The 17628-nt window shown below is 39.0% G+C and carries 14 protein-coding genes; 11 read left to right on the top strand and 3 right to left on the bottom strand.

All coding sequences use genetic code 11. The features are described from left to right. Positions 1-41: 41 nt before the first annotated feature. Positions 42-1577, bottom strand: a complete 1536-nt coding sequence (locus CWB66_RS08515; RefSeq protein ID WP_138585031.1) for a catalase — start codon at positions 1575-1577, stop codon at positions 42-44. A gap of 355 nt (positions 1578-1932) precedes the next feature. Between CWB66_RS08515 and CWB66_RS08510 the strand changes: the two genes are divergently transcribed. The 6 genes from CWB66_RS08510 to CWB66_RS08485 all read left to right on the top strand — a co-directional run bounded on the left by CWB66_RS08510 (position 1933) and on the right by CWB66_RS08485 (position 9595). Next, a complete protein-coding gene (locus CWB66_RS08510; RefSeq protein ID WP_138585030.1) occupies positions 1933-2613 on the top strand; it encodes an HAD family hydrolase in 681 nt (226 codons plus the stop codon). Beyond that, positions 2610-3572: a sugar-binding transcriptional regulator gene (locus CWB66_RS08505; RefSeq protein WP_138585029.1), complete on the top strand. Its 963-nt coding sequence runs from the start codon at positions 2610-2612 to the stop codon at positions 3570-3572. The genes CWB66_RS08510 and CWB66_RS08505 overlap by 4 nt, the downstream gene beginning before the upstream one ends. 69 nt (positions 3573-3641) lie before the next feature. Next, entirely contained in the window at positions 3642-5363 is a 1722-nt protein-coding gene (locus CWB66_RS08500) for a purine-cytosine permease family protein (RefSeq protein WP_138585028.1), read from the top strand. A 60-nt stretch (positions 5364-5423) separates the two neighbouring features. Continuing rightward, positions 5424-6947, top strand: coding sequence for a mannitol dehydrogenase family protein (locus CWB66_RS08495; RefSeq protein ID WP_138585027.1), 1524 nt, complete (start codon positions 5424-5426; stop codon positions 6945-6947). A 2-nt stretch (positions 6948-6949) separates the two neighbouring features. Beyond that, the gene (locus tag CWB66_RS08490) at positions 6950-7867 is read left to right on the top strand and encodes a carbohydrate kinase family protein (RefSeq protein ID WP_138585026.1); all 918 of its coding nucleotides are present in this window, start codon (positions 6950-6952) and stop codon (positions 7865-7867) included. Between the two features lie 258 nt (positions 7868-8125). Then, a complete protein-coding gene (locus tag CWB66_RS08485) occupies positions 8126-9595 on the top strand; it encodes a carbon starvation CstA family protein (RefSeq protein ID WP_138585025.1) in 1470 nt (489 codons plus the stop codon). An 83-nt stretch (positions 9596-9678) separates the two neighbouring features. Here CWB66_RS08485 and CWB66_RS08480 read toward each other — a convergent pair whose 3' ends face one another. Further along, the gene (locus CWB66_RS08480) at positions 9679-10197 is read right to left on the bottom strand and encodes a TetR/AcrR family transcriptional regulator (protein WP_024591937.1); all 519 of its coding nucleotides are present in this window, start codon (positions 10195-10197) and stop codon (positions 9679-9681) included. A 392-nt stretch (positions 10198-10589) separates the two neighbouring features. On the opposite strand from CWB66_RS08480, the gene CWB66_RS08475 reads away from it, so the two are divergent. The 3 genes from CWB66_RS08475 to CWB66_RS08465 all read left to right on the top strand — a co-directional run bounded on the left by CWB66_RS08475 (position 10590) and on the right by CWB66_RS08465 (position 12431). After that, positions 10590-11210 carry a glutathione S-transferase family protein gene (locus tag CWB66_RS08475; protein WP_138585024.1) on the top strand — a complete coding sequence of 207 codons (621 nt, stop codon included), beginning with the start codon at positions 10590-10592 and terminating at the stop codon, positions 11208-11210. A gap of 49 nt (positions 11211-11259) precedes the next feature. Next, complete coding sequence (locus CWB66_RS08470) at positions 11260-11952, top strand: cupin domain-containing protein (RefSeq protein ID WP_138585023.1); 693 nt, start codon at positions 11260-11262, stop codon at positions 11950-11952. A gap of 98 nt (positions 11953-12050) precedes the next feature. Further along, on the top strand, positions 12051-12431 hold the full coding sequence (locus CWB66_RS08465; protein WP_138585022.1) for a SpoIIAA family protein: 381 nt from the start codon (positions 12051-12053) through the stop codon (positions 12429-12431). Between the two features lie 94 nt (positions 12432-12525). Here the strand turns inward: CWB66_RS08465 and CWB66_RS08460 are convergent, their stop codons facing one another. Further along, positions 12526-13419 (bottom strand): AraC family transcriptional regulator, encoded by an 894-nt coding sequence (locus tag CWB66_RS08460; protein ID WP_077535584.1) that lies wholly within the window; start codon positions 13417-13419, stop codon positions 12526-12528. Positions 13420-13589: 170 nt separating this feature from the next. On the opposite strand from CWB66_RS08460, the gene exaC reads away from it, so the two are divergent. Next, entirely contained in the window at positions 13590-15110 is a 1521-nt protein-coding gene (gene exaC / locus CWB66_RS08455; protein ID WP_138585021.1) for an acetaldehyde dehydrogenase ExaC, read from the top strand. A 448-nt stretch (positions 15111-15558) separates the two neighbouring features. Continuing rightward, positions 15559-17523 carry an ATP-binding protein gene (locus CWB66_RS08450; protein ID WP_138585020.1) on the top strand — a complete coding sequence of 655 codons (1965 nt, stop codon included), beginning with the start codon at positions 15559-15561 and terminating at the stop codon, positions 17521-17523. Positions 17524-17628: the final 105 nt, after the last annotated feature.

Genomic DNA, 17628 nt, shown 5'->3' with positions numbered 1-17628 from the left:
AATAGCTATTTAGTTGGGACTAATTGCTTTTAACTAGTTGCTTATAAGTTAGCTGCAAGTTGTTTAACCATTTTAATATCGCCGTTTACAGCTTTAGTTAAGCGTGTACCGTACTCACTATCAGCTTTGTAAAAGTGGCTAAGCATTTTGTGTTTAACTTTGCTGTTTTGCACTTTTCCTAAATCGCCTGCTAGGTTATTAACTAAGTTTGTACGTTCTTGTTTGCTAAAGCCACGATACAAAACACCCGCTTGCGCGAAGTTTTGCTGCTTTTTAATCGCCGCTTGCTGTACAAAGCCTTTAAGCTCTGTTTGGCTTCTGCGTGCAATTGGGTTTTCAGCTACGTTTTCGTGGCTTGGTTGGTAATTCACATTGCTTGTTGTGTTGCCAATATTCATTGCGCCGTCTTGGTTGTAGTTAACCACTGCCACTCTTGCACGGTTAATTGGCAGTTGCTGGTGGTTAGCACCTAAGCGGTACATTTGAGTATCTGAGTACGAAAACACACGACCTTGTAATAAACGATCTTCAGATGGCTCAATACCTGGAATGACATTTGCCGGTGCCATTGCTACTTGTTCCGTCGATTGGAAGAAGTTAGTTGGCATACGGTTTAAGGTCATTGTTCCTACTTTGGTTTCTTTAATATCTAACCACATTTTGGTTGCATCTAATGGGTTGTAATCAAAGTCATCAAGCTGCGATGGGTCAAGCGTTTTAATATAGAGATCCCATTTTGGGAAGTTGCCTTTATTAACTTCGGTGTATAAATCTTGTGTTAGATGCTGAAAGTTTTGACTTTGTACCTTAGCAACTTCTTTTGAATCAAGGTTATCAATACCTTGCTGGCTTACCCAATGAAACTTAACATACTTAACATCACCAGCTTTATTAATCATTTTGTATGCATGTACGCCCCAACCATCCATTTTACGCAGACTTGCTGGTGTACCGTAGTCGCTGTAAACCCACGTTAACATGTGAGTAGAACCTGGTTCATACGAGAAAAAATCAAAAAAACGATTAGGATCTTGAATATTATCTACAGGCGATGGCTTTAAAGAGTGAACCATGTCTGGGAATTTAATCGCATCACGAATAAAGAATACCGGCAGGTTATTACCCACTAAATCCCAGTTACCTTGTTCGGTATAAAATTTAGTCGCAAAGCCACGTGGGTCGCGCAGTGTTTCTGGACTGCCTTTTGAGTGAATTACCGATGAAAAGCGAACAAATACGTCTGTTTCTTTACCCGCTTGTGTAAAAGGGGCTGCAATTGTTAAATCATTTAGTTCTTTTGATGCAACAAACACACCGTGTGCGCCTGTACCGCGAGCATGTACTACACGCTCAGGAATACGCTCACGTGCAAAGCGTTGTAGTTTTTGAATTAGTTGTACGTCTTCTAACAATACACTGCCGCGCTCGCCAGCAGTCATTGAATTTTGGTTGTCGCCAACAGCCGCGCCGTTGTCTTTAGTCAGTGTTGTCGCTGCACTTGCCGGTAATGCCATTGCAAGTGCTAATGCACTAAGCGTTAATTTAGTTTTATTTGTTTTGTTTATTTGAGTGTTCATTGTCGACCTCATCTATTTTAAAAGTGCCAGCAGTGGTGCAGGCTGTTTAACTGTTAATAAGTGTATTAACTTTATTAACTTCGGTAAAATTGATTAATTGGATTGATATGATTTGTATTTTGGATTGGTTTTTTCCAATTCTGTATAAAGTCTTATTAGACCTATGTCTAACAACAGTGTGTAACTCGTTTGAAAAGTTAGAATTTCCGCCTCTATGTCAGTCTTTAATCATCATTATGGTGCATTTCTCATTCACTTTTTATTGACATTCCATTACTCAAGAGGGAATATGCTCATCAGTAGGGCTAATGCCCAAATGGTGAGATTTGAAATTAAGTGCATAGAAAGGTGGCAAATGACTGACAGTGTAGAACTAGTGATTTTTGATTGTGACGGTGTTGTTATTGATAGCGAGGTGCTAAGTGCTCGCGTATTAATACGCATGTTAAGTGAATTAAATATCAATATAGACATGCATTATGTTCAGCAGCACTTTTTAGGCTGTAGTTTTAAATCGGTGAGTGAAAAGATAGCGTTTACTTTTGGCGTGAGCGTGCCAGAGCAGTTTGAAAGCGATTATCGACATGCGCTAGTTACCTTGTTTGCTGAGCAATTACAACCAACAGCCGGTATCAAAAATATACTTTTAAACCTTAATGTTCCATTTTGTATTGCGACCAGCAGTAGTTTACTAAGAACACAAAAAGCCTTAAATGTAGTTGGATTTGATGCTTTTTTTAAAAATATTTTTACCAGTGAAGAGGTGAGCGTTGGTAAGCCCGCACCCGATCTATTTTTACACGCAGCACAACAGATGGGCGTGTTACCGCAAAACTGTTTGGTGATTGAAGATAGCAGTGCAGGTATCCAGGCTGCAATAAGTGCAAATATGCAGGTTATGCATTATTTTGGCGGCAAGCATTTAGATAAAGGCGTTAATCATGTGCATATAAACTTTCCAGATGTGGCGTTACTGTCACATTGGCGCTCGTTTTTTACAACCTATCCAACACTTACACACGAGTCATCATTATGAACCAAAAATCAAACAGCGAACTAAAAAAATTAGAAGATGCAGCTCGTGCAGCGTGGCTTTACTATGTTGCCAAAAATACGCAAGACGAGATTGCGCAAAAGTTAGATGTATCACGGCAATCTGCGCAGCGATTGGTAGCGCTTGCTGTCAGTGAAGGCTTAATCAAAGTTCGATTAGATCATCCCATTACACGTTGTATGGAACTGGCAGAGCAACTAAAAAGTACATTTAATTTAGTTGAATGTGAAATTGCACCGAGTGATCCTACTGATATAAATTCTACTCATGGTCTTGCCCAAAGTGGCGCAAAAATTCTTGAACGTTACTTAAAATCAAAACAGCCTAAAATACTTGCCTTTGGTACAGGGCGTTCGTTAAAAGCGTGTATTGATGAATTATCCACTATGAAATGTGAGCAGCATAAATTGGTCTCGATCGTGGGCAATATGATGCAAGATGGCTCAGCTTCGAAATTTGATATTGTGGTCAGTATGGCCAATCGCGTGAACGCTCAACACTTCCCGCTGCCTTTACCTTTACTCGCGCAAACGCAAGCCGAAAAACACTTATTGCACAATTTAGCACCGGTTAAAAATATCTTTCATTTAGCTGCGAATGCCGATGCGACTTTCGTGGGAATTGGCCATATGACACAAAACTCACCATTACTTATGGATGGTTTTATTGAGCCTAAACAATTGCAATCATTTCAAGATGCTGGCGTGGCAGGTGAGGTGGTAAGTTGGCTTTATGACAAAAACGGTAAGCTTATTAATAATACGCTAACTCAGTGCTTACTGAGTGCGCCACTAAAACTTAACACCAATAAGCCTGTCTTTGGTATTGCGGCTGGCCCAGAAAAAGTGACTGCTATAACAAGCGCTTTGAAAGGCAAACTGATTAATTCGTTGATCACTAATGAGTACACGGCTGAACAAATTCTCAAGCGCATTTCATAAAATTAATAACACGCCTTAAACCGTTATTCGCACAAGGGTACGAACAATGATAGGGCACAGGAAGTGATAATGACAACACATCAAAACACACCTAATTTAAGTGAAGTAAACGAAGAGCAGCTTCCCGTTGCTAATAATAAGCTTCACGGCTGGAAGCATTTTGCAGGGCTATACGCCGGCGAACATGTTGCGGCTACTGAATTTGTTATTGGTGCAACGTTTGTTGCATTAGGCGCTTCAACCATCGACATTCTACTGGGTTTATTAATAGGTAACCTGTTAGCAATGTGTTCTTGGTGGCTGATTACTGCACCCATTGCAGTAGAAACCCGCTTAAGTTTATATAACTACTTAAACAAAATTGCTGGTAACTCAATGACCAAGCTCTATAACTGGGCTAACGTGGTTATTTTTAGTGTTATATCGGCCGCGATGATCACGGTATCCTCCACCGCCGTGCGGTTTTTTTTTGATATACCTGCACAACTTGATTGGTATCCAAATAGCTTTTGGTTTGTAGCCATTGTTTTAGCTGTTGGCTCTATTGTTGTGTTTGTTGCGATGTATGGCTTTTCTACGGTTGCTGACTTTTCAAAGCTGTGTGCGCCGTGGCTATTTGTTATATTTATTGCAGGTTCGTTCGCGTTATTCCCTGAGCTTTCAGATCACGTATTAGGTTCTACCTCTTTAACTAGCTTTAGCGACTTTATGACCATAGGCGACTCCTCCATATGGACGGGCACCAATGCCGATGGTGAAAAGGGCATTGGCCTATTAGAAGTGATTGGCTTTGCATGGGCTGCTAACTCAATTACTCACTTTGGTTTAATCGACATGGCTATTTTTAGATTTGCTAAACGCAAAAGCTATGGTTTGTTTTCCGGTGTGGGCATGTTTTTTGGTCATTACTTAGCGTGGATCTCTGCCGGTATTATGGGCGCAGGTGTTGCGGTATTACTTAAAACAACTATTTCATCACTTGATCCGGGTGATGTTGCATACCATGCATTAGGTTGGACTGGTTTTGTTATTGTAATTATTGCCGGTTGGACTACAGCTAACGCAAACCTTTACCGTGCAGGCCTTGCAGCACAATCTATATTTGTTAATCAATCACGTGAACGCACCACCGCTATTGTAGGTGTTGTAACCGTAATTATTGCGTGTTTCCCATTTGTATTTTCACAAATGCTTCCGCTACTTACCTATGCAGGCTTATTAGTTGTACCAGTAGGCGGCATTGTGTTTGCTGAGCATGTGTTATTTCCTAAAATTGGCCTAACACGTTACTGGGCTAAATATAAAAATATTACCCACAGCGTACCGGCTATAGCATCTTGGGCGCTGGCGCTTGTGTTTGGGTTTGGTTTAAATGCAATTGATGTAATGTCGTTTTACTACTTGTTTATTCCTACGTGGATTTTCACCATTGTTATTTACACGCTTTTAGCTAAAAAATATGGCGCCGGCGACGATTACACACAAGAAATTGCAGCCCAAGAGCAAGAGCAGCGTGATATTAAAGAATATCAAGCAGCTGAGGCTAAAGACATTCCAAAGCCAGTAATTGACAGCTCTGTATTTACCAAAGTACTTAATGCGGTTTCTACGGTTTCACTGGTTATTATTTTTATATTTGCCAGCCAGGTGATGTTTTTCAGTGAAACTATGAGTATGTACAGCGCTAATAAATCGCAATTCGAAATAGCCTGTTTTATTTGTACTGTTATTTATTTTGTTACTGCGTACTGGTCGTTAAAACGCCATAAAGTACTCAATACAGCATCGTAATTACTTATCGTAATACAGTATCGTAATTTATATTTTATTTTTGTTTAGTAAGGTCGCACCATGACGCAACATCAACACACTGACGCTCTAGTTACAGGGCTAAACCAACTAAGCTTGGCTCAATTACCAAGCCATATTGATACACCAACCTACGACCGTAGCGCAGTTAAAGCCGGTATTGTTCATATTGGCGTGGGCGGTTTTCATCGTGCTCATCAAGCGGTATATGTTAACGAGCTTTTAAAAACCCCAGGCTCTGAGCAATGGGGCATATGTGGTGTTGGCCTTTTAGAGGGTAATCGTGGTCTGCGTGATATTTTAAAGCAGCAAGATTACCTTTATACGCTTACTGTTAGACACCCAGACGGTAAAATAGATAACAAAGTAATAGGCTCAATGATCGACTTTTTGTTTGCTCCAGAGGACAAACAAGCGGTAATTAATAAGTTAGCGCACAGCGATACTAAAATTGTGTCGCTTACTATTACCGAAGGCGGTTACAACTTTAACCCTGCAACGGGTGAGTTTGACACCAGCAATCCAGATATTATTAACGACATTAACAACCCGAACGACCCAATTACAGCGTTTGGTTACATTAGTGCTGCGTTAAAACTGCGTAAAGAGCAAGGCCTAGGTGCGTTTACAGTTCAGTCGTGCGATAACATTCAGCACAACGGGAACGTAACACGCAAAATGCTTTTAGCCTTTGCTACAGAGCAAGACAAAGACCTAAGTGAGTGGATTGAGCAAAACGTATCGTTTCCAAATGCGATGGTTGACCGTATTACACCGGTATCTAAAAAGAGTGATATTGATTACGTGGTTGATGCATATGGTGTTAGCGACGAGTGGCCAATTACCTGTGAGTCGTTTACACAATGGGTAATAGAGGACACATTTAGTGACTCTCGTCCAAATTGGGATGTTGTTGGTGCACAGTTTGTTACTGATGTAACGCCTTATGAAACCATGAAAATACGTTTACTTAATGCAGGGCATTCTGTACTTGGTTTATTAGGTTCAATCCATGGCTACGGCACTATTGACGAAACGGTATCGGATGAATTATTTGCCACATACCTACGTGCTTTTATGGATAAAGAAGTAACGCCAAATCTTGAACCACTTGAAGGCATTGACCTTGAAAGCTACAAAGATACGTTAATAGAGCGTTTTGCTAATCCTAATATTAAAGACAGCTTAGCGCGTATCTGTAGTGAAAGCTCAGCTAAACTGCCTAAGTTTTTAATTGCCACAATTAACGAAAACCTAGTACAAGGTCGAGATGTGTCACTTGCAACGCTTGTTATTGCTACTTGGTGCTTATACAGCGATAAGGGTTTAAGTGAAAACGGCGAGCAACTTGAAATTCAAGATGCGATGCACAAAGAGCTTAATTCTTACGCGCAAGAGACTCAAACTAGCCCGATTGCATTTTTAAAGTTAACGAGCTTGTTTGGTAAGCTTGAGCATAACGACACGTTTACTGCTGAATATAAAAAGTCGATTGCTGCGTTGTATGCATCTAATAGTAAAATTAAAGCCATTATGCAGGCTGTACTTGATGAAAAGAGTAACTAATTATGAGCATTTTAATTAATCATAAATCAGGCGAAAACGTAAGTGTTAGCTGTTTTGGCGAAGTGCTGTGGGATTGTTTTGATTCGGGTAAACGTTTAGGTGGCGCGCCACTTAATATGTGTGTGCGTATTAACTCACTAGGCATTAAAGCCGACATGAGCAGCGCTGTTGGTAACGACGAGTTAGGCGCTGAGCTACTAAGCGAAATTACTAGCAAAGGCGTAAGCTGCGAATACATTGCTATTAATAGTGACAAAAAAACTAGCACGGTTGAGGTAACACTCGACAGTGGTGGCTCTGCAAGTTATGAAATAGTGGCAGACACTGCATGGGATAATATAGCGCTTACCGATGAGTTACTTAGTAAAGTTAAAAGTAGCGATGTATTTGTATTTGGCAGCCTAATTGGGCGAAGCGAAGCGTCTTTAGCAACATTAAATCAACTAGTTGATGTAGCAAACTTTAAAGTATTTGACGTAAATCTACGTGCACCGCATTACAAGCTAGAAACACTTGTAGATTTAATGAATAAAGCAGACTTTATTAAGTTAAACGATGAAGAGCTATACGAAATAGCAAAAGCGATGGGTTGTAAGTTTCATTCGCTTGAACAAAATTTAGCGTTTATAGCACAGCAAATAAATACCGATTACTTATGTGTAACTAAAGGCAGCCACGGTGCTTTATTAACAATCAAAGGCGAAAATTTTTATAATTCAGGTTATTTAATTAGCGTAATTGACACTGTTGGCGCAGGGGATTCGTTTTTAGGTTCGTTAATTTATCAGCTTTGTAGCAACGACGACGCGCAATATGCCGTTGACTTTGCATGTGCTGTTGGAGCAATGGTCGCCGAAAGTTCTGGTGCAACACCTACTTTAACGCATCAACAAATTAGTGAGTTTATGAACCCACTCTAAAAAAATTGTGTGTGAAAGCGGTTATAACGTAAAAGTTTAACCGCTTTTTTTGTGCCTAAAATAAGACATAGGCGATAAGTGAGTGTTAAGTGCGCAGCTTACGTAAATAGTGGCTTATATCGACTATAGTATTAGCTAAACGTCTTATTGTTTGAAAGGTAAAGCTTTGTTAATGTTCGTCGATTATTCACGGATTGAAAAGGCGGGGCGACACACAATGCGCTCTATAACTAAAATACAAAAAGAGAAACGTGCTTTATGATCATCTTTTTTATCTGCCTCACTATTTTAATAATGGGTTATAAGTTTTACAGCCCATTTGTTGAAAAACAAGCCGGCTTGGATCCAACTGCAGACACACCACAAAAACGCTTTAGCGAAGGTGTCGATTACGTCGCTATTCACCCTGTAAGAGCATTTTTAATTCAGTTTTTAAATATTGCTGGCGTAGGCCCAATATTTGGTCCAATTTTAGGTGCATTATACGGCCCTGTTGCACTAGTATGGATTGTACTTGGTAATGTTTTAGGTGGCGCTGTACACGACTTCTTCTCAGGTGTAATGAGTATAAAAGAAGACGGTAAAAGCCTACCAGAAATCGCAGGCCATTATTACAACGTCGTATTTAAAGGCTTTATGCTTGTATTTACTGCCATGCTACTGTTTTTTGTAGGTGTAGTATTTATTATGAGCCCTGCAGGTTTGCTAAGTAACCTTGATTTTTTTGAAGGTACAATACTGGCAAATAATACCTTTTGGGTACTCGCTATTTTAGCGTATTACTTTTTAGCGACCTTGCTACCAATTGATAAAATTATCACTAAGTTTTACCCAATTTTTGGTGCGCTAATGATTGTAATGACAGTGGCAATTGCTATTTCATTACTTATTAATGCGCCGCACTTACCGGTACCAAGTGACTTTTTAGCTTACTTTGAAGCTGATCACGCACATGACTTTTTAGAGCCAAATCCAGATGGACTACCAACTTGGCCACTGTTATTTATAACAATTACCTGTGGTGCTATTAGTGGTTTTCACTCTACTCAAGCGCCTATTATTGCGCGTTGTTTAACTAACGAAAAATACGTACGTCCAGTTTATTACGGCGCTATGATGTGTGAAGGTATTGTAGGTTGTGTATGGGCACTTGCTGGTATTGCAGCGTTCCCAGATGGTTACGCGGGCTTAAAAGCATTGCTTGATCAAGGTGGTCCAGGTTTAGTAGTAAACCATGTAGCTAACAGTTACTTAGGCGTATTTGGCGGTATAATGGCAATTATTGCAGTAGCAGTATTCCCAATTACTTCTGGTGATACAGCGTTCCGCTCACTACGTTTAACTGTTGTTGATGCGTTTAATATTCCACAAAGCTTACGTAATCGCTTATTAGTGGCGGTGCCTATACTTGCTATAGCGTACTTTATGACGAAGCTCGATTTCTCATTAATTTGGCGCTACTTTGCATTTTCAAACATGCTGCTTTCTACAAGCGTATTATGGCTTGCCACTAAGTACTTGTTTGACCGTGGCACATTCCATTGGATTGCCAGTGTTCCTGCTGTTATAGCAACAGCGGTAACGGTTTCTTATATTGGCACTGCAGCAATTGGCCTTAACTTATCAAGCGATTTAGGTAAACCTATTGGTGCTGTAGTAACAGTGATTGGCTTAATTGTTTTAGCTATTGTGCACTCTAAGCATAAAGTTAAACCAACAGCGGTTTAATAATCACATAAGTTATTTCAAGCATTAAAAAAGCGAGCTATTCATTATGAATAGCTCGCTTTTTTGTGTACTAAATTTAGGTATTACTGAGTTGCAAGTTCAAAGTAACTATTATCGTCGAGCGTTTTACTTATCATCATAGCGCCCTCAAGCAGGCTCACTGTTTGAATAGCCGCTTTAGTAGGGTTGAGGTCACCATTAGCTAAGTGCGCAGCGCTAAGCCATGTTAAATTTTGATTAAAAAAGCGTTTTACTTCAAGGCGTACTTTATCTGGAAGGCTATCGCTTTCGGCTCCTAGCAAACCACATAAACACATTTTACGATCGGTTACTAATGCACTTCTAAAAAGCTGAGTGTACACATCAATAGGATTTTTACCGCTTGCTTTAAGCTCGTTTGGCTCGCCTAACGCAGCTAAAAAAGAATTAGTATATTGATGAGCAAGCTCAGCACCTAAATCGGCCTTAGTCGGAAAGTGATAGTGCACACTGGCGCTCTTAATTCCAACTTCGCTGGCGAGCTCTCTAAAACTAAAATTACTGTATCCGCCAAGGCGCACCTTGTTTTCAGCTGCTTTTAATAAAGCTTCTTTTTTACTCATTTTGAATATTTCCTATCTGCAGTAATACCAATTTTATTAAAACATGATCATTGTATCGCATTAAACAACTCACTAACTGCGTTAAAAATTATTCATATAGAATAACTAGATGTCATAATTTTCGCCTTGTTATTATTGCGCTATTTTCTTAGCGCAATAATAGATCACTTATTTAATGCAATTGGTATAGCAAAATTATCGACCAGTAGGTAGTTATTTACAAGCGTTTTTATTTTTAAGCAACCCCCTAATTTTATTATGAATTAAGTTAAATCCTATAAATCAGAAAAATTTAAACGTTGACTTAAATTTACTTTAATATTATAAGCTACCTATTGGTAGGTAGTTTGCTGCCATTGATTCACTTTTAAACAATAAAGATAGAGATTGCTATGAAAATTTATGATGTAGAAAACTTTCCAAACCCACTTCGTGTTCGTATCGCTTTAGCTGAAAAAAATGCCACTGCAAATGTTGAGTTTGTACCTGTTGATTTACTGAATGGTGAGCACAGAACAGACGCCTTTTTAGCTAAAAACCCATTAGCAGGCGTGCCCGTATTAGAGCTAGATGACGGCACGTTTATATCAGAAAGTACCGCTATTACTGAGTATATTGATACCGCATTTGAAGGCCTATCTTTAATGGGTGAAACCGCAAAAGAGCGTGCAGTAATTAACATGATGCAAAAGCGCGCAGAATCTATGGTACTTGACGCTGTGGCAACTTACTTTCATCATGCAACTGATGGCTTAGGTCCAGAGCTTGAAACGTATCAAAATGTGGCTTGGGGTGAAAAACAAGGCGAAAAAGCACGCCAAGGGTTTAGCTATTTTAATGATGTACTGGCGCAATCGGTGTTTGTTGCTGGTGAACAGTTTAGTATTGCCGATATTACATTGTATGCTGGGCTGGTATTTGCTGGATTTGCACAAATAGCAATCCCGAATGAGTTAACCCATTTAGTTGCATGGCAAGAAAAAGTAGCAAAACGCCCAAGTGTTGCGGCTTAATTAGGTTATTAGTTCAAAATTTAAGTGGAGTTACGGTTAGGAGCCAAATATGAAAATTGCTGCCGATTTTAGTAAACGAGTTGTTGTACATAGCGAAACGCTCCCGTGGGTTGCATCGCCAATGGCGGGTGTTGATAGACGAGCGCTCGATAGAGTGGGCGACGAAGTTGCTCGCGCAACGACCATTGTTCGTTATGCACCTGGCAGTGAATTTTCGCCGCATATACATACAGGCGGTGAAGAGTTTGTTGTGCTTGAAGGGGTATTTCAAGATGAGCATGGGGACTTTGTGGCAGGTTCTTATATCCGTAATCCACCGCAATCAAAGCATAAACCGGGGTCTAAGAATGGCTGCGTTATATTTGTAAAGTTATGGCAGTTTCAACCAGATGATCGAACGCACGTGCGTTTACAAACGGACTTGATGCAAAGTACGGTGCACCCTAGTTTTAAATATGTTGCCGTAACCCCTTTATACAAAGACGACTTTGAAGAGGTAAGCTTGTTGCACTTTAAGCCCAACGCCTGCATGGTTATAAACGCAAAAGGTGGAGCAGAGCTGCTAGTACTTGAAGGCTCATTTGATGAGCAAGCCGATACTCTTGTAAAAAACAGTTGGTTAAGAGTGCCTATTAATAGCTCCGTTAACGTTAAAGCGGGAAGTAATGGTGCAAAATTATGGCTTAAAACGGGCCATTTAACTGATGTAGAAAACCAGATATCTCGCGTACAAAATGCGTAATTGAGTCGTTTATTTGAGATTATTTATTGATTTAGTTCAGGACTAATTAATTTTAGAGGGTGTACTTTTACCACTCAGCCTATTTAAGGAGAGCAGTAATGGTACACACAACACATGGTTTATCGATTGGTCTGGAACGTGCAGGAAGAGAGTTTTTTTTAAAACTTAAAGCCGTCGGCACGCTTACTCACGACGACTATAAAATAATTACCCCGATGATAAATTCAGCTCTTGGCGAAGTTAAGCACCCAGTTGTGAACGCTTTAATAGATGGTAGCGAACTTGAAGGGTGGGAATTACGCGCAGCGTGGGATGACTTTAAATTAGGTGCTAAGCACTCTAAAGAATTTAAAAAAATAGCCATTTACGGCAATAAAGAGTGGCAAGCTCGAATGGCAAAAATAGGTAACTGGTTTATATCGGGTGAGATTCAATACTTTGAAAATGCCACCGCAGCCATAGATTGGCTAGATGAATAAATCATTTTAAAGCCCTATAATATGGGGTTTTAATCGTTTAAATTACATCAGCCTACTCAGCCACTCAGCCAATGTGGGAAGTACCCCTTTATCGCTAATGTCGACACTCTTTAGGCGCAATGCCAAAAGTTTGTTTAAATAAACGGCTAAAATGACTCGTACTATTAAATCCAACATCAAAGCAAACGTTACTAATTGCATGGCCTTGTAGCAATTGAGCACGCGCTTTTTTAAGTCTTAACTGTTGTTGCCAAAGGGCTGGGCTAGTACCAAATGCGAGTTTAAATTGCTGATAAAACTTACTTCGGCTCATACATGCTATTTTGCATAAAGTATTTATGTCGAGCGTTTCACTTAAGTGTTCTTCAATATAAAGCAGGGCATCGCTCACTGTTGTTTTAAGGCGTGGCTTATCGCAGCTAGCTAGCAATAGCTCGCGGCTTTGTTGTTGTAATAAACGGGTGATCAATTCATTTAACGATAAATCAATCAAGTAATGTCGCTGCGCGCCTTGCTCATTAAATAAATGCACCATGCGCTCTAATAATTGCTGCGTTTGAATATTATGCTGGGTATGCACTAACTGAGGTACATATTCAAATAAGCCATCGTGTGCAAAGTTTTGCTGCATGTTAAGTGCATTAGCCACGCTCGTTATTTTGTCTTTGCTAATTTCAATGGCTAAACAGGTGGTAGGGGTACTCATTGAGGCTTGTGGAAAATCAATTAATACACCTTGCTCTGGCGCTAATACAAACGACTCGTGTGGTAAAAATGCTTTATGGTATTGGCTGCTTTCTACGTGCATTACCTTTTTGCCGCTAAGCATGGCACAAAATAGTAACTCGTTTGAGTGCAGTGCCACCTTTTGCGCACTTTGATACGTGTCGTAAATACTCAACTCACTGTTATCGGCCGCAAACGAAACTTTATTTTCTATTAATACATCAAGTTGTTGGCGTTTTTTATTTAACTGAGATGTGTGCATATCAACCCTTTAGGTTTTTATTAGTGCGGACTCACAGACAACTTTTGTGGACAGCTAATCAAGTTTTTAGGCGCCTGTTAGTTTAATGTCAAACAACACTGATTAAATATAAAGCATTTTGATTTATATAAATGTTCGACCTTTAGCTAACAACAATAAAGAGAGCACACATGATATATGCAAATCCAGGCAGCGACGGCGCACTTTTAAACTTTAAACAACAATACGGTAATTACATTGGCGGAGAGTGGGTAAAGCCAGTGAATGGCCAATACTTTGATAATATAAGCCCAGTAAATGGGAAAGTGTTTTGCCAAATACCGCGCTCAGACAAAGACGACATAGAGCTGGCACTCGACAAAGCACATGCAGTGCGAGCGCAGTGGGGCACAACGTCGGTAACTGAACGTAGTAATATACTGCTAAAAATAGCCGACCGAATTGAGCAAAACCTTGAGCTACTGGCTGTTGCCGAAACATGGGATAACGGTAAAGCAATTCGTGAAACACTCGCTGCTGACATTCCACTAGCAGCTGATCACTTTCGCTACTTTGCAGGGTGCCTGCGATCGCAAGACGGCAGCATTGGAGAAATAGACGAAACGACCGTGGCGTATCATTTTCATGAACCACTCGGTGTGGTTGGGCAAATCATCCCGTGGAACTTCCCTATCTTAATGGCTGCCTGGAAACTCGCACCAGCACTTGCTGCAGGTAACTGCGTAATTTTAAAACCGGCTGAGCAAACCCCAGCTTCTATTTTAGTATTAATGGAAATTATTGGCGATTTACTCCCTGCAGGCGTTCTTAATATTGTAAATGGCTTTGGTAAAGAAGCAGGTGAAGCACTGGCTACAAGCAAACGCATCGCTAAAATTGCATTTACGGGTTCAACGCCTGTGGGGTCACATATTTTAAAATGCGCTGCTGAAAATATTATTCCTTCAACGGTCGAGCTTGGCGGTAAATCGCCTAATATATTTTTTAATGATGTAATGGAAAAAGACGACGCGTTTTTATCCAAAGCAATTGAAGGTGCCGTGCTTGCTTACTTTAACCAAGGCGAGGTGTGTACGTGCCCATCAAGGCTGTTTATTCAAGAAGATATTTATGAGCAGTTTATTGAGCGAATACTCGAACGTACCTTAAAAATTAAACGCGGAAACCCACTCGACAGCGAAACCATGGTTGGCGCACAAGCCTCAAAAGCACAGTTTGATAAAATACTCAGCTACATTGAAATAGGTAAAAAAGAAGGTGCAGAAGTGCTCACTGGCGGAAACGTAGAGCAACTAAGTGGCGATTTAAACGGTGGTTACTACATACAACCTACGCTGCTTAAAGGCACAAATGACATGCGTGTGTTCCAAGAAGAAATTTTTGGCCCTGTTATTTCTATGTCGACTTTTAAAGATGAAGCCGAAGCACTCGAACTTGCCAACAGCTCAGAGTTTGGTTTGGGCGCCGGTGTGTGGAGCAGAAACATGAACCGTGCTTATCGCATGGGTCGTAAAATAGAAGCAGGGCGAGTGTGGACCAACTGCTATCACATGTACCCAGCACACGCTGCTTTCGGTGGGTATAAAAAATCAGGAATAGGCCGCGAAACGCACAAACTAGCACTCGATCATTACCAGCAAACTAAAAACCTATTAGTAAGCTACAGCGAAGATCCACTCGGCTTCTTTTAAAAAATTTATATACAACAACCACTCAACAATGAGCGCTGCATATTTGCAGCGCTTTTTCATTTTAAGATGTTCATTGCACCGCTTACTGCTTGTTGTAATACATAAATAGGATACTAATTGAATTAAAATGTTGAAACTTCAGCTCTCTAAATAATTCATTAACTGCGTTAAAATGTGATTTAATAATACGTACTATTTTATAATCAGCCGCTGTATATATCGACAGTAATATATATTTTGTCTGATATTACTGATCTCCACCATTTTGGTGCATTACAGCATTAATGGAAATTGATTCATAGTTAACTAATTGTTTACACGTGGTTATTTGATGGCTAAGATAAATGAATTGTAATATATGGACATTTGTCGGTTTGTAAAACGACAAATGTCGTAGACAAAATTGTTATGAAGCACGATATAGTCTCTGCCAAGGAGGAGGCATTTAATGAAACCTAGATTTTTAAAAACAACAGACCAAAGTATTCAAGGTCAATTATCAAAAGTAAAACCTGAACAAGCGTTGGCTGAATACATTTGGAATGGTTTTGATGCTAATGCCACCAAAATTGAATTAAATACTGAAATGAACGAATTAAATAATTTAGTTTCAATGACAGTCCGAGATAATGGAGATGGTATTGATTATGACGATCTAGAAAATACCTTGGATTTGTTCCTTGATTCTAAAAAGAAAAATATATCGAAACCTACAACTAGAGGTAAAAAAGGTAGAGGTCGTTTCACTTTTATTAAATTCAGTGAGCAAGCTGTTTGGGAAACTTATTCAGGTAATAAGGGTTTTAGTTTTATTATTGATTCAGGCTACCTTAATAAATATGAACCTAAGGACATCCCTAAGAATAGTTCGATAACAAAAGGTACAAAAGTAGTTTTCTCCCACATTAAGAATATTGACTTTAACCACTTTAATGATTTTATTGTTCCTTTTTTAATTAATGAATTCACATGGTTGCTTATTTCAAATCCTAAGCTCCAATTAATAATCAATGGTATTCAAATAAATCAAGCTGAATTCCTCCCAATACCTCATACAGAAGAAGTAGAAGAAGGAACTTTCAATTTAAATAGCGTCATTTGGGATGAAAAGCCAAATCAAGAAAAGTCACTGGTATATTTTATCGATTCTTCAGATGAAATAGTTCATAAAGAACTTTCAGAATTAAACCTAAAAGGTTTCTATTGTTCTTCTTACGTAAAATCTGATTGGTTTGATGGATTTAATCAAGAATTAGAAATGTTACCTGGTAGTAAGAATAAAGATTCAGATGTTTTTAAAAATATATTGGCATTAGCTAGAAATAAATTGCGACAAGAATATATTAAGTTTCGTAATTCTGCGGCGGATAATCTAATCCAGCAATATATTAAGGAAGGCGTTTTCCCCGAAATGAATGGTGATAATAGTGTTCTTAATGAGTTTCATCGAGAACAATTAATATCAACGATCAAAACTATTTATGAAGCAGAACCAGCTGTTTTTTCAAAACAGCTTAATAAGTCACAAAAAAGAATATTAATAAAATTGCTTGATAGAATCGTTCAATCAAACAAACTTTCTGAGTTATTCGATGTTCTAGAAGGTGTAGTATCTTTGTCCGAAGACGGTATGAGCCAAATTTCAGGCTTATTACAGAGAACTTCTTTGGAAAATATTACTAAAACAGTAGAGCACGTAAAAGATAGATTAGATATTATTCAAAATTTTAAAGTTCTTATAGAAGATCATGAGAAATTTGCTCTAGAAGTACCACATATTCAAAAATGTATAGAATCTAATTTATGGCTTTTTGGAGAAAAATATCACTTACTAACTTCTGAAGAAGACAAGTTCGATCAAGCATTAAGATCTTTATTAAAGTTTAATTCTAAGGATGAGTATTACGATAAAAAACCTTTAACTCATCCAGATAAAAATAAAGAAATGGACTTATTTATAGCGCAGAAAGGTTTTAAGGTTGGCGATGATGATAAAAAGTATTTTCATCATGTTGTTATTGAGTTAAAGAGACCGAGCATAAAATTGCGCGATACTGAGTTAGAACAAATAAAACGATACAAGAACGTGATTTTCAACGAGCCTCAGTTTCAAGATGAAAATTCTGTTTGGGATTTTGTTCTAATAGGTAATGAAATATCAGATAGCAAGATTACTGCTGCCAATTTACATGCGGATTTAGTATCTAATAAAATACATGGGGAACCTGGTTTGGTACAAAAGACTGGGAACTACAGAATAATCGTTAAAACATGGAAGCAGATTCTTAATGAATTTGAACTTCGATATAATGATATATCTCACAGGTTGAGTTTAAAAGAGCTAGAAATAGTTTCAAATACGCCAGATAAACTGACCGAAGATATAGTAAACGCCAGTGAAAGCGCTTCATAACAAGGCATTTAAGCAGGACTGCTAACAGTTTGCTCAGTTCCGCTTCGCTGCACATTTTAGCAAACTATTATCAGCCTCTTAATGAGGCGTTGAGGTTGTAGAATT

The sequence above is a fragment of the Pseudoalteromonas sp. S558 genome (genome assembly GCF_005886635.1).
Lineage (GTDB): Bacteria > Pseudomonadota > Gammaproteobacteria > Enterobacterales > Alteromonadaceae > Pseudoalteromonas > Pseudoalteromonas aliena.
The sequence above is the reverse complement of the archived record's forward strand: the minus strand, read 5'-3'. Positions and strand labels throughout refer to the sequence as shown.

What these genes read in the sequence shown, in the direction of transcription:
- CWB66_RS08515 (WP_138585031.1), bottom strand. Translation starts at nt 1,577, where the DNA reads ATGAACACTCAAATAAACAAAACAAATAAAACTAAATTAACGCTTAGT.
- CWB66_RS08510 (WP_138585030.1), top strand. Translation starts at nt 1,933, where the DNA reads ATGACTGACAGTGTAGAACTAGTGATTTTTGATTGTGACGGTGTTGTT.
- CWB66_RS08505 (WP_138585029.1), top strand. Translation starts at nt 2,610, where the DNA reads ATGAACCAAAAATCAAACAGCGAACTAAAAAAATTAGAAGATGCAGCT.
- CWB66_RS08500 (WP_138585028.1), top strand. Translation starts at nt 3,642, where the DNA reads ATGACAACACATCAAAACACACCTAATTTAAGTGAAGTAAACGAAGAG.
- CWB66_RS08495 (WP_138585027.1), top strand. Translation starts at nt 5,424, where the DNA reads ATGACGCAACATCAACACACTGACGCTCTAGTTACAGGGCTAAACCAA.
- CWB66_RS08490 (WP_138585026.1), top strand. Translation starts at nt 6,950, where the DNA reads ATGAGCATTTTAATTAATCATAAATCAGGCGAAAACGTAAGTGTTAGC.
- CWB66_RS08485 (WP_138585025.1), top strand. Translation starts at nt 8,126, where the DNA reads ATGATCATCTTTTTTATCTGCCTCACTATTTTAATAATGGGTTATAAG.
- CWB66_RS08480 (WP_024591937.1), bottom strand. Translation starts at nt 10,197, where the DNA reads ATGAGTAAAAAAGAAGCTTTATTAAAAGCAGCTGAAAACAAGGTGCGC.
- CWB66_RS08475 (WP_138585024.1), top strand. Translation starts at nt 10,590, where the DNA reads ATGAAAATTTATGATGTAGAAAACTTTCCAAACCCACTTCGTGTTCGT.
- CWB66_RS08470 (WP_138585023.1), top strand. Translation starts at nt 11,260, where the DNA reads ATGAAAATTGCTGCCGATTTTAGTAAACGAGTTGTTGTACATAGCGAA.
- CWB66_RS08465 (WP_138585022.1), top strand. Translation starts at nt 12,051, where the DNA reads ATGGTACACACAACACATGGTTTATCGATTGGTCTGGAACGTGCAGGA.
- CWB66_RS08460 (WP_077535584.1), bottom strand. Translation starts at nt 13,419, where the DNA reads ATGCACACATCTCAGTTAAATAAAAAACGCCAACAACTTGATGTATTA.
- exaC (WP_138585021.1), top strand. Translation starts at nt 13,590, where the DNA reads ATGATATATGCAAATCCAGGCAGCGACGGCGCACTTTTAAACTTTAAA.
- CWB66_RS08450 (WP_138585020.1), top strand. Translation starts at nt 15,559, where the DNA reads ATGAAACCTAGATTTTTAAAAACAACAGACCAAAGTATTCAAGGTCAA.